Here is a 12,863-nt window from a genome sequence, read left to right as displayed (position 1 = left end):
AGGTGGCGATACCGTTAAATATCGCCACCAAATCACCAATCAAAGCGGAACAACAATAATATAGCTTAAAACCTTAGTTCACTAATCCATCGAACTGCGAACGTGCTTTGCTTTCGTTCTTGCTTCTAAGCTCTTTTCTGGCTTCACGAATAGCGTCAACTTCGTTTTCTATATACATATTAGCGTTAGGGTACAGTACCGACTTAAAAGCATTCGCTTCATCGAATATCGAACGTCCCTCAGTGGTGTTGTTCGTGATTAGCACATCGTGATCTTTACAAGAGCGATGCCTAATTAGAACAAGGCCACCAGCGTTAACGTGAACCTTTTTAGCTACGCGAGAAATGCCACCATTGTTGCCATCATAGGTATGGATGATAGCTACAATGTCATTGTGTTCTTGACCGCGCTTTCTAAACTCAACGTCTGCATTGTCTTTGAAGTATTTCAATTCATTCAATGCAGTGTTTTTATTGTTAGTGAGCTGTTCTTTCTCATCTTCTGGAAGATCGTAGGAGAGTTTACGGTCGAGGTCGCGTAGGTATGCTTCAAGTCTTTTGGCTAGACGTGCGCCAGTGACTTTCTGGCTGCTAGCTGCTTTATTAATTGTGATGTTAACGCGACGGACGTTCTCAATTACGGTCGTCTCTTTAAATGAGTTAGATGAGCTGTTGAAGTATTGAGGTGCGCGCTCTAAAAGCTCTTTATTGGCTGATTTCGCGGCCTCAATATACTCAAGTAAACGAGTGGTTGGATTACCACGTTTTACTACAGCTACGATGCGATCATTGAATAGTCCACTATCTTCCTTGCCATCTATTTGTTCGGAAAAAGTCGCGCGGTGCTTCAAGGCACGTTTTAGGCGCGCATCTGCCGTTTGTTTGTTTGCAAGTAATTGATTAAGTGTTTCTATATCAATAGCTTTTAAATCTTTAATTTCAGTATTTTTTTTATTAATCATGGTGAACGGTTGCTCCAAATTACATTGGAGGATAAAGGTTACACTCCATCCCTGAGCGTATGCGAGTAACGAAAAACCCTACCTTTATCCTTGATGTGTAGCATACCGTTTTTGTGTTCGGAATTAAATAAAAAACGAACAGAAGAACGTTATAAGTGTTGCTTTTTAAGCGGAGAAGTGATCTCGAACGAAGTTTAATACGTCATCACGATTAATGGATGAATTGCATAGTGCGTTCGGATGTGATTGGATAAGATGCATCATGCAAATGTCGGTCGCGTCATCGAGGAACGAGCTGCTAAATACATCTAGGGACAGGTCACATTTGTCTAGTATTTCGATTGGAATTAATTGATTCAACGTGCAGTGCATATCTATATCTCTTAAGCCAATTGACTGGATAGTCAATACGTATATAGCTCTGATTTGGAAAGAGTTTAGGGGATTCTCGCCAGCCGAGCTGATGTTCGCGGAGTATTATGAGACTGTGATCTTTGATTGTCTAGATATGCAAAATAATGCAAACATATCGTTACTAGCAGTTAGGTTTTGAGAACGTGACCTATACCGCATAATAATTGAGGATATGCATATTTGTTCGTTTCGCGTGACGACGTAACACCGTCATTATATTTCCAAAGACGGGTAATTGTCGTGGCGAGTTTCAAAAAACCTCTTTTAGTTTCAGTTCTAGACAGAACTGAAACTAACTTATCCAATGTTTTGTCGCTGGTCATCGACGCAAAAGGCCATAAAATCAAATAAAAACAATAACTTATCAAATATCTAAGATTGCTTTCTAATCCTGGCATTTTGTGTGAATGAACCTAAATATTCCATAGGAATATTGATAAAAAATGACTTCTTGCTGGTGGTGTTTTGAGCACTATTGCGTTATTTGTCAAAAGTTGATTAGTCGGTCACTTCTGAAACCCTTCGTGCTTTTAATGTAAGTATTCCGAACATAGTTGAAAAATATATTCCTTTGGAATATATTGTATTCCGAGCAAACACTGGCATTTTGCCAAAAAAGGATCAGCAAAAATGTTTAAAAAAAATGAATTGGTGTCGCTTTCGGATGAGTGGGCGAGTAAACGCAGTGCCATCCAAGAGCGCCACCACGACCTTATTCTTATCTCTTTGGATGAGCTAATTAATGAATGTGGAGGCCAAGAACAAGCCGCCGCCGTCATTCGCAATTTCTACGGTTTCCCTTGTGTGCAAGGCACGATCAGCAAGGCTCGAAAAGGTAATAATGCGCTAAAGATTCGCTCTCAACTTCGCTTTGCCATAAACACAATTAAAGAAGCTCAAAGCATCCAAGCACAAACCAAGATGATCAACCACTTTGGCCGCTTACCTGTTCACCACGACTTCGTGCGTGTCGATGGCGAACTAGGCTTATTCTTGGGATTTAGCTTGTTATCTCGAACCCTACAAATTCAAGTGTTCGTTGGTGGCGAGTTTAAAACGGTTAATGCTAATCACGTGGAGTTGATCTAATGGCTGCTTTCCCTGCGCGTGACTTAGACGAGTTGGAAAAAATAATCCGTTTAATGGATGACATTAACCCACTTATCTCTATGATGATTGAAATGGAGGTTCGTACAGGTTTACGTTATTGCGACATTTCGAAGCTAAAATTCAGCGATGTGATGATAAATGGTGTGATCCGGTCTTCATTTAACATTGTTCAATCAAAAGGTTTTAAAGGCCGTATGGCCCGAGGTAAGAGCGAAAAAGCCGCTAAAGAGGCCGCTCGAATCACCATTCACGTTAATGCCGAACTGGAAGAACTGATTAAACGTATCTACTTACACAATGGCCATAATGAGTTGATGTTTCAATCTAATCACCACTTGGCCAAAAAGGGCAATGCGATCAGCATCCAGTATATCAACCGAGCGTATAAGCGCATAGCAATGGAGTTGAGATTGCCATATCAGCTATCAACACACTCGATGCGAAAAATGTACGCCATGCTCCTGCTTGAAAAGAAAGCCTCTTTGAAAGTGATTAAGGACGCGCTTGGTCACTCTAGTGTTGCCGTGACTGACCACTACTTAAGAACGTTCCACGACGAAGCGAAAGAGTACACAACAGGCATTTCATTAAAACCAAAGGCAGAATAGAGGGAGGGGAAATTATGTGTAAGGCTCTAATGAACGCGAACTTACGAGTAAACGAATTTAAGCTTCGACAACAGGAACTTTCCCGAACCTCAATTCCGAATGATCTTAAACCAAAGGTAAGAGAATTAATGAAAAAAGGGTTCAGCAAAAAGGCAATCAAGCTGGTGCTTGGTTGCAGTTATGACGACCTAAAGACTATCAATCTGTCGCATTAATTAGGAATATAAGAAAACATAGTTACACTGTAACGTTATCCATTTGGCCAAGAAAGGGTAACAATGGCCAGCCAAATCCAACCGAAAGGAATTACATGTTTTGTTTATTTGAGGGTTATAGAGTGTCAGAGTGTCGTAACGCTTATGCTTATTTCGTATCTAACACAGGCTATCGATTCATCACCAAGAAGAAGACCTGTTATGCCGTTAGTGTGCCTAAGCCGGAAGGGGGCTATATTCGTCGCTCTGTCGGGTTTGTTCGCATTGGTGAAAAGAAAGGTCTACGCAAGGCAACCAAAATACGCAACCAAATCGGCAAGGAACTATGGGGGCGTTGTTGGGATCGCGTTCGTAAGCAATTCAACTTGCTGGCGCGCTTGCCGAAAAGTCTTGAACCACGGTTAACTACCATCGATGGTAAGCAATACTACGTAGCGCGGTACACCAAGTATGATGAGAACAACCAGAAGCATGAGCATTCCATTAAGGTAAGTGTGAACGCTTATGGGAAATTGGCGGCATGGACGATTGCTAAGAGAAAGTTACTCAAGGCTCACAGCGATGTAATGGACGTATTATTACACATTGAAAAAGTTAGTAGTGTACGGTTAAAGTAATATTCTATTCATTTATAATAATTCCGAACACTAGTTCCTAATATACTAATATTCATTAGTTAGTGACAATGCGATGAGGGGGCCCATAGAGACATATATGAAAGTACGTATTCTCGGTCAAATGTTTGCGGCTACTGTAATTGTGCAACTTAGGCTTTATAAGTCCAATTTCATAAGAAGTTAAACATCTTCAATGGTAACGGGTATCACGATTTGTGAAAACAGTGTAAGTTATTAATCTGTTGTGTTTTTTGTATTTAGAATTGGCCCCATTAAGTATTCTAAAATGGTCCTCTTTCCGGTTATTATGTCAACTGATGTTGTCATTCCTGGAATGATTGGTAGATCTTTATCACCGAGATTAGTTTTATCAGTACGTATACGTACTACATAAAAGTCGTTACCTTCTTCATCCTGGATTGTGTCTGCACTAATGTGTTCTAACTCCCCTTTTAAACCACCGTACTTACTAAAATCATAAGCGGTAAGCTTGACAATAACAGGTAGCTCAGGACGTAAAAATGCAATATCTTTTGGTGCTATTTTTGCCTCTATCAGTAGAGCGTCTTCGGTTGGCACAATTTCAACGATATCCATACCTGGTTGAATAACTCCACCAACTGTATTTATGCTCAACGTTTTAATTTTTCCCGTTACTGGTGAGTAAACCACGGTTCTATTGACTTTATCTTCTAAGTTAACTGTAGACTTTACCAAAGAAGATAGTTGATCTTGGGTGCTATTAAGTTTTTCTTGTTGTTCAGATCGGAATTGTAGCGCGACCTCTATTCGTTTAAGCATGAACTCTTGAATTAATGACTCTAATACGGGAATTTTAAGCTTGCTAGATGTCATTTCACGCCTGCTATCATTGGCTTGTCGTTGTAATTTAAGTAATTCAATGCGTGGAACTATACCTTCGTCAGCTAGAGGTTTGGTAATATCCAGTTCCTTTTTTGCATATTGATAACTCCTACGTAAGTTTTCTACTCGTGCTTTTATTTCAATCAAATCCTGTTGTTTCTGTATGACTTGCTGATCAATCACTGATAGCTGGTTGCGTATATTATTTAAGTTTTCTAGATACTCAGCTTTTTGACGTAGGATTAGTTCAGGTTGAGTTTCTTCTAAAAATGATGGGAACATTAGCTGGTCATAGTTTAGTGTGACATTTTGTCGCCAATCTTTAATGTCAAAGTCATTGTTAACTTGAACGCTATTTATCGAGGCTGTCAATTGTAATACAGATGCACTCAAGTTAGCGACTTGTTGTTCATGCTCACGAAAATCTGAACGAAAGAGCGTGTCATCGATGAGAATTAATGGTTGACCTTTTTCGACTAATTGACCTTCTTTTACTAAAATTTCTTTAATTAACCCGCCTTCCAAGTTTTGTATAACTTGAACCTGTGAGGAAGGAATGACTTTCCCTAAACCGACAATGACTTTATCTATCTCAGAAAAAGATGCCCAACCAACCATCACAATTGAAAGACTCACCATTATCCAGAGCAACAAACGAGCACTCCTAGGACTTGTTAGGAGTAAGGCTGCGACCTTGTCATTAACAAACTCTAACTCTTCATCGTTAAGTTTGTTGTAGTTCTTTTGTTTCATGTTTGCGCTCATTTATAATAATTTAGTTTTAGTATACCAACTTTAACACCTTGAAGACTGAAACGACCTAATATGAAAAAATCAGTACGATAGACCGAGTACAGAAAACGGCCTTTTAACTCATATAGGTTGCTCTATGATTATAGTAGGATGATAAGGAACAATGCTCCTCTTGGGTGTCAAAATGTTGCTTAAAGCATTCTATAGCGGCTCATATGGCGCGCTTTCGGGGTCTGTAACGTGCATTATTAGTATAAAAATAGAAAATAAAGCTATCTTTAATTTTTGAAACGTGTATAGTTGATTTTGCTCTGACGAAGAGTTGTTTGAAGATAAAAAATATAAAGTAAGTTTTCCAGTGTCATCCCTAGCAAGTTTTTCTCTGTATCTCCCTTAATTCTATATCCTTAAAATAATACTTATGTTCAGTGCACCTTAATTTTAATTTATATAAGGGGCATAATATGTCTAATCAAGTAATTGGTACAGTAAAGTGGTTTAATGAAGCTAAAGGCTTCGGTTTCATTTCTCAAAATAACGGCGACGACCTATTCGTTCACTTCCGCAACATCGTTGGGGATGGATTTAAAAAACTTATTGAAGGCGACAAGGTTTCTTTTACCGTAGGTAAAGGTCCTAAAGGGCTTCAAGCAGAAAATGTAACGACGTTGTAATAGTCTTACAAAACTTAGCTTCCTTATCGCTTGTAATCCAGTGGTAAGGAAGTAGTAGCTCTGATCAATAGTTGTTTCAGATAAAAAAGTATAAAGTCAGTTTTCCCAGCGTCATCCTTAATAAGTTTCTCTGTAAGCTCCCTTCATTCTATATCATAAAATAACGCATGTTCAGTACACCCTAATCATTAAGTAAGGGGCATTGTATGTCTAATAAAATCATTGATTTAATAAATGTATCTAATAATAAAAAAATCAGTAAAAAGAAAAAATCAAATAGTCAAAAATCAAAAATTGACCTACTTCAAAGAATAACAAGTGGCCAAAGTGGTGTGGTTTTGGAGGTTTTATTTTGAAGAATAATGGTAGAAAGAAAATTTGGTTTAAATTAAGAAATAAAAATAAAATTTTTGAAAGCCAAACTCATAATTAATTTTTCTTAACGTATTTTATCTTATCAATAATAACTATTGACTCTGGAGTGGTACGTTAACGAACATCGCCAGTTTTTGAGCCATTTGCTCATCAACAAGACCATTCTAATAGCTCAATCCAAACACCATTGAAAGGCGAAATAGCTCGGTGAAGTAGTCTGCTACCTCACTACATTAACCAAATGTCAGGTAACGGATTAAGCTTTACCCGTAGTGCCTTGTGGACACCGGTAAAGAACACAGTAAAACGTTGATAACTGACTCATTGTCCGACTAATCCTAATCTTCTTGAGCAGTTTGTTCCATTTCTTGGACGAGACTGAACTTGTCCATTACTTTCTCTAAACGCTCTGTCGAAAACCTTGCTCAGATCATCAATCTTGTCGCGCCGTTTTTTCTTGTAGGCGATGTCGCAGCCGGTAATTGGCGGGTTAGTTTCTGTTCTGTAAGAAGTGAAACTAAATTGACTAGATTCCTGACGGGGCACTATTTCAGTAATTCGGCCCAACCGAACTACTGGAATAAGTTATTTAATGTTGATACCTAATCGAACTGATATGCCTAGAACGTTGGCCAGCCCGATAAGTGACGATAAAGAAGGGTTGTCGCGCGGGTGTAAGGTGTTGTCCATACCCTTAACTTGTGAAACAACTGCTAAGGCATCGGCGATTATCGCTGGTTCACCAGTGCTTGCTGCTTCATCAATATAGGCTTGGATAGTCTGTTGATCGGTTAAGTAATCGGATGGGTTAAACTCTTTGATCGCATTAGATGGCTTGCAAAGCGAGTCTGCATTCATGTTGTCTTGAAACTTAGCCACTATTGAAAAATCATAGTCTTTCAATTATTGATCCTCCTTTTAAGCAATTACGATACGCATAAAGAAGCTACCAGCTATACGCTGATGGCAGCTGAGACTTTATGACTTTATGGGAATTATTAGGTTAGTTTGGATATTGATGAATAGGTTTGCGTACTTATCGCTATTCTTCATCAATCTGGTCTCTAGATGATGGTTAATTACATCCATCAGACGAGCGCGTTCTACTAGCTCCATTGCTACCTTGTTTTTTTTGTATAGCCAATCTGCTATGTCGCTAAGTCTCCAAAGAGGATCTTTCTTTGAAGCCTTTCGTACTGGCACAGGGAAGCCACCGCCGCCAAATGTACCCTTTTTGTATTTTGCTAGTGTGCTCTTCTTAACCCCGGTGAACTCCGCAGCTTCGCCCAAACTCACAAGGTCGCCCTCAATCGAGATAACTTGTAAATCGTAGCCCTCGACCGATTCTACGTCCTTAATTGCTTGTGTAACCGCTTGAACGAACGTTCCTGCCTCTCGTTCAAATTCGATATACAGCATTTCATCAACAGACATTACCACAGCGTCAGAACAAGCGCCCTCGTATAGTTTGCGTGACACATCAAGTAGATCGTTGTCGTTCGTGATATTGATGTTGCCGATGTTTAAGGTGAACTCATAAATGCTCATTGAACTCTCTCTGCACTCCATTTATGTGTACAATTGTGCCTATACTATACTATCAATTTGGCACAAAAAAGCCACTGTGCTGGTGGCTTAATGGTTAACTGTTCTCTCTCTTCTCAACGCAGCGATAAACGGCCATAGTAATTTCCCAACCGTTTGTAATCGTACTTTCATTGACGTAATCCTTGTCTTACTTGGCGCAATGCGTGGTAAATTCGCTTAGCATGGCCTTGTAATTGGTCATTGACGAATCATAGTTAACCTGTACATAGTCCTCATTTGCAATATCGATGTTATAAGATTGTCCCTAAACAGCGACACAACCAAACAGTAACGACGGTAGTAGACAAGCAATTTTCCGCATTTCTTTTGGTACCTATTATTTTGATGTTTCTATTTTTGATGTTTAGATTGCCTAATAATGATAGCGGCATGAAATAATGGTTATCGCCTGATTATCCACGGCATAGATCAACCTGTTCGTATCATCAATACGGCGCGACCAAAATCCTGACAGGTTCTCCTTTCGTGACTCAGGCTTCCCTATCCCCTCAAAAGGGAACGTTTAACGTCATTAATCAACCTATTGATGCGCTTTAGGGTGTTTTTGTCTTGCTTTTGCCAGTGCAAACTACATCAGTCCAAGTAAAGCGCTTAGGTCACTTCGTAAGATCAACATTAGGTGGCGAACGTCATGAATGTCTCGAGCCAATTTTCAGTATTTTTCGTATTCTTGGACCTGGCCAGAAGCAACACCATCATCGCTTCCAAATGTGATTTTAAACGTCACGTAATACTGTGAGAGAGTAATAAAGATTCATACTACACAGTGGCAGCGATCACATAGGTATGCTGCTATTTCTAAAATGTTTATGCCCAAGGTGTGCTGACGGGATGTGTAACACAGAAATGCCTCGAAATGAGCTAGAGTAGGGTTGAACTTTGTTGTAATCATCGTAATTTTGATTACCTTTCCTTATCTAACTATGTGGGCAAATCCACTATACATTGCTCATATTACGCGCCACGTGGGATCGTGATGCGCTTAACATGTTTTATAGAAAAGTTCTTGTTTAACAGACTGTTAACCATATTTCTAGGCCTATTCTGATATGTTGGTACTTTCTCAGTCTTCTAGGAATAATAGAAAATGTCAGTCGATGTAAATGGATTTATTAAGTCTCAGCTCAAACAAGCTGTTCTTCATAAGCGCCTTGCTATCGCCCCTTTCACCGATGAAAAGCTTGAAAAGAAGTTGGATAATGCCATTGCTAGCTACAAGCTAGATCTCGATCCTAATCTGGTCGTAGCGTTGTTCGACATGACTGTGTTCAACAATGGGAAAGATGGCTTTCTTGTTACGGGTGAATCTTTGTATGTGAAAGGGCCATTTGAAGCGGCTCAGTGTATCAAGTTCGAGTCAATGCACTCTGCCGAATATGTACAGAAAACCGTAACGAAAAAAGATAAAACCAAAGAAATCGGGTACTTACTCATCACTTATGGGGATGATGAGGAGCTCATGATCGACTGGAGTGATCTAAAAGGGCACTACCAGGGACTTGCTGATTTTCTTACGCAGTTAATCTCGGAGTTTGAGGACTTTGAAGAGCAAGAGCAGGTCGTGCTGTTATCAGATATGAGTGAAACGGTTAAGGCCGCATACTGTAAAGTCGCTATCAATCTCGCCTTTGCTAATGACAATGAGATTGATGCGAAGGAAACCGCAGAGATTTTGTCCTTGATTACTCGTGTTGAGCTCAACCCTGAGAAGCGCTTAGATGTTCGTTCGTACATGTTGGATCATCAAAACACCATCAGCGCTGATGAGCTATTGAGCACTATCAAAGCAGAGATCTCCGACACGCAATATGAAGCGCTTTGCCTGACGTTGATGAAAGACCTCATTGGTATATTTGCCTTCGGAGGACAAGGAACTGTTGACGAAGCAAAAAACAGCCCTCACCTTCAAGAGCTAAAAACGAAGCTCGGGATATCTGACGAAAAACTCGATGTTATGGTCGAAGCCGTCAAAAATGACCAGCTAATTTTAGATGATCACATCGACGACAGTATGCTTGAGCAGAAAACGAAGCAGTTAGCTCAAAGCGTTGCCGCTGTTGGTGCTCCGATTGCTGCTGTATATATGTCGGGGTCGGTTATGGGTTTGTCGGCTGCAGGTTTAACCTCCGGCTTGTCAGCTCTTGGCGTTGGTGGTGTTCTCGGTTTTTCAAGCATGGTAACGGGCATTGGTGCTGCGGTTTTGATTGGCGTGGGTGCCTATCACGGCATGAAGAAACTTACGGGTGCAGACAAACTGGACAAGCACAAACATCGCGCTTTTTTGCTTACCAAAGCCGTTCAACACACTCAAAAGACCATTTCAGTTTTAATGGAAGACATCAATTTTGTTACTGAGAAAATGAATGAGCTAATCAGTAAGTCACTGAATCAGAATGAGGTAATCCACAAGTTAGCAGCGAAGCAGCAGCAGCTAACCATGCTTATCAAGTCGGGTAAGCACCTTGAGAACAAGAGCAATGAATATCAAGCCAGTGAACTTCGGTCAAAATGTCCCATCGAGCTAGATAAAGCTAGTTTTCTCGAGCTTACATCAGAGCCATCAAAGAAAAAGCTTCAAGAGCCCGTGCTGTCTCATTACGAGTGTGAAGAGGGAGCTGAAGAGGGTGTTCTGACGCTTAAGCAAGGAATTTCAGTGAAGGCACTAGAGCAATTAGCACAGATATTTGAAGCTATTGGCTACTTCGATATGAGCAATATGCTCGGTGCAAAATCTAAGGCCTTGGGCAAAGCTGCTTTAGGCAAGCTGCGTAGCTAACAGGAGCCTAATGTGCCGAAAGATAAGGATATTCTCGAGCAGAACATAAAGACGCTAACTGCAGCAAACCATCAGTTATCTAACGCTCAAGCGCATCTTGTTGATATGCGCTCATCGTTGGAACTGGTTGATGACTTGCTCTGTGAGGGTGATGATTTGCTGAGTGGATTGATTGATAACGCGGACGAGCTCTTAAGTTGGTGTGGCACAGAACCAAGCGAGGGGCTTGATACCAACCATGTTGATATGGATGCATTTCTTGTTGGGATAGAAGTGGAGTTGACAGCGAGCATTGGGACACTGCAAACCCTAGATTTTGTTGAAGTTGATAGTTGTACTTCTGAAGAAGAATATATGAGGCAACTCGATGCCTATATAGAGAGAAACCTGATACAGGTAGACTATCAAGGGTTGCGATGTGTGATGTCTCAGCAGCAGTTAGCAGAGGCGCAACGCGAGTTTCGAGACTCGTTTTTCTCAAAGCCTGCGCAATGCGATTCCATGGACTACATGATAGCGGGGACTTGCGGGGCTATTGCGGGTTTAGTCGATGTGTTATTCGTTGGTACTCCCACTACAGGCCCACTTACCAAAGTTGCCGATAACGTTGCTGAGGGTGCAGTTGAGAAGTTTGCTTCAATGCTTGGTTGGCAGGGGCCAAGAGGTGATGCCAACAGAACGAGTAGTGCAATAGGATTCTTAGAGCGCAAGTTTAAAGTTAACTACGATCAAGCAACTACCAATGGAGAGAGAAACGGCACTGGTGGCAAGGTTAAGAACCTGTCCACTAAGAACCATCATCTAAAAAGCCTCAGTCATAGCCCCGATATTGTCGGGCTGTTTTTTTCAATTCTGAATCAGTTCACGAATACCTCCTCATTTGTTAGTGAAGGCCAGATAATCACTATCGAAACGGAAGAGTTTGAGCTGGTAGGGCATAACTTTGTTGCAAAGATATTCGCCGGTGTTGCTAATTGGTTTGGGCACATCATGTCAGACGTTTCTGGCTCTTCTGGTATAGATCGTAAGCAAGCTGACTATGGGCGAGGCTCGGGTGTGCCGGTGCCTTTCTACAACCTCACGCAGTTAATGAACTTCGGTGCTTTTGAAGTGAAAACAGGCAACGTTAAGAAAGGCAAAGAGGTTATCAACAAGCAAACCCTAGCAATTGTGTTTAGCAAGGTGTTTGAGCAGGGATACGATCTTAGACACGGTGCTGCAATGGCTATACCAGTGCTTATCTCCGAGTTACTCACTCGGTTAAGCTGGGCTGTCAATCAACATGTGTTGCATAATAAGCCTTGGAAGGAGTGTATACCAAAGGGCTCAACCCCTGAACTTCGCCGCATGTTGTTGGTAAGCCATGGAACACTTTGTACCATTGACGCAGCAGATGCCGCATTGCGCTCAGGCGGCTTAATTGTGGAGTTCTTTTTGAGGACCAACCTGGTAGCTTGGATCCGATTTGGGCATTTGGCCTTAAAAGAGCTTCAGATAGTCCTGTTTGATGCTCAAGATAATGATGCGATTGATAAAGCCATTGAAGAAGATTGTAAGCGGCTGCTTCTCGGAGCCTAAGTGCGAATTGGGTTCAACTCTATGAACACTATTACTAGATTTGGCTTCGAAGCATGCTTGCGTCAACAGCTTGTTCTGATTTTGGATACAGCCCGAGAGTTGTTTGATCTATGCTACTGGGAGTTTGGCCAGTTAACCTGAGGCATTTGAAATGCCTCAGGTTATCAGTTAAATGCTAATTTAGCGAAAGCTGTAGCTTATTTTGTCCAAAAGTGATTTACAATCGTTCTTCGTATCTAGCTTTGTGAAATAACATCTAAACAAGGTGCTTTGCTTTCATCCACTTAAATCGCGCCATAACTGCTTGATA

Annotated in this window: 11 protein-coding genes and 1 pseudogene; 7 read left to right on the top strand and 5 right to left on the bottom strand. The window is 40.9% G+C overall.

Going from position 1 to position 12,863, the window contains the following annotated elements; genetic code table 11:
* Positions 1–73: 73 nt before the first annotated feature.
* Entirely contained in the window at positions 74–961 is an 888-nt protein-coding gene (locus L3V37_RS17760; protein WP_237306689.1) for a hypothetical protein, read from the bottom strand.
* Positions 962–2,005: 1,044 nt separating this feature from the next.
* Between L3V37_RS17760 and L3V37_RS17755 the strand changes: the two genes are divergently transcribed.
* The 3 genes from L3V37_RS17755 (at position 2,006) to L3V37_RS17745 (ending at position 3,925) form a co-directional block, all read left to right on the top strand.
* Positions 2,006–2,464 carry a hypothetical protein gene (locus L3V37_RS17755; RefSeq protein ID WP_053307331.1) on the top strand — a complete coding sequence of 153 codons (459 nt, stop codon included), beginning with the start codon at positions 2,006–2,008 and terminating at the stop codon, positions 2,462–2,464.
* A complete protein-coding gene (locus L3V37_RS17750) occupies positions 2,464–3,093 on the top strand; it encodes a tyrosine-type recombinase/integrase (protein WP_053307330.1) in 630 nt (209 codons plus the stop codon). The genes L3V37_RS17755 and L3V37_RS17750 overlap by 1 nt, the downstream gene beginning before the upstream one ends.
* A 310-nt stretch (positions 3,094–3,403) precedes the next feature.
* Complete coding sequence (locus L3V37_RS17745; RefSeq protein ID WP_017634092.1) at positions 3,404–3,925, top strand: hypothetical protein; 522 nt, start codon at positions 3,404–3,406, stop codon at positions 3,923–3,925.
* A gap of 234 nt (positions 3,926–4,159) precedes the next feature.
* Here the strand turns inward: L3V37_RS17745 and L3V37_RS17740 are convergent, their stop codons facing one another.
* Positions 4,160–5,542 carry an HlyD family type I secretion periplasmic adaptor subunit gene (locus tag L3V37_RS17740; RefSeq protein ID WP_171343334.1) on the bottom strand — a complete coding sequence of 461 codons (1,383 nt, stop codon included), beginning with the start codon at positions 5,540–5,542 and terminating at the stop codon, positions 4,160–4,162.
* Positions 5,543–6,006: 464 nt separating this feature from the next.
* Here L3V37_RS17740 and L3V37_RS17735 point away from each other — a divergent pair, with 464 nt between their 5' ends.
* Both L3V37_RS17735 and L3V37_RS17730 read left to right on the top strand, forming a co-directional pair.
* On the top strand, positions 6,007–6,216 hold the full coding sequence (locus L3V37_RS17735) for a cold-shock protein (protein ID WP_017634094.1): 210 nt from the start codon (positions 6,007–6,009) through the stop codon (positions 6,214–6,216).
* 206 nt (positions 6,217–6,422) lie between these two features.
* The gene (locus tag L3V37_RS17730) at positions 6,423–6,572 is read left to right on the top strand and encodes a hypothetical protein (protein WP_017634095.1); all 150 of its coding nucleotides are present in this window, start codon (positions 6,423–6,425) and stop codon (positions 6,570–6,572) included.
* Positions 6,573–7,176: 604 nt separating this feature from the next.
* Here the strand turns inward: L3V37_RS17730 and L3V37_RS17725 are convergent.
* The 3 genes and pseudogenes from L3V37_RS17725 to L3V37_RS17715 form a co-directional block, all read right to left on the bottom strand.
* Positions 7,177–7,494, bottom strand: coding sequence for a DNA-binding protein (locus L3V37_RS17725; RefSeq protein ID WP_053307329.1), 318 nt, complete (start codon positions 7,492–7,494; stop codon positions 7,177–7,179).
* Positions 7,495–7,569: 75 nt separating this feature from the next.
* On the bottom strand, positions 7,570–8,139 hold the full coding sequence (locus L3V37_RS17720; protein ID WP_017634097.1) for an AlpA family transcriptional regulator: 570 nt from the start codon (positions 8,137–8,139) through the stop codon (positions 7,570–7,572).
* Between the two features lie 412 nt (positions 8,140–8,551).
* Positions 8,552–8,766: pseudogene (locus L3V37_RS17715) on the bottom strand (Txe/YoeB family addiction module toxin).
* A gap of 520 nt (positions 8,767–9,286) precedes the next feature.
* Here L3V37_RS17715 and L3V37_RS17710 point away from each other — a divergent pair.
* Both L3V37_RS17710 and L3V37_RS17705 read left to right on the top strand, forming a co-directional pair.
* Positions 9,287–10,975 (top strand): hypothetical protein, encoded by a 1,689-nt coding sequence (locus L3V37_RS17710; protein WP_213867179.1) that lies wholly within the window; start codon positions 9,287–9,289, stop codon positions 10,973–10,975.
* Between the two features lie 12 nt (positions 10,976–10,987).
* Positions 10,988–12,553 (top strand): hypothetical protein, encoded by a 1,566-nt coding sequence (locus tag L3V37_RS17705; protein WP_213867178.1) that lies wholly within the window; start codon positions 10,988–10,990, stop codon positions 12,551–12,553.
* Positions 12,554–12,863: the final 310 nt, after the last annotated feature.

This window comes from Vibrio sp. D54 (genome assembly GCF_021728075.1).
Taxonomy (GTDB): domain Bacteria; phylum Pseudomonadota; class Gammaproteobacteria; order Enterobacterales; family Vibrionaceae; genus Vibrio; species Vibrio alginolyticus.
The sequence above is the reverse complement of the archived record's forward strand: the minus strand, read 5'-3'. Positions and strand labels throughout refer to the sequence as shown.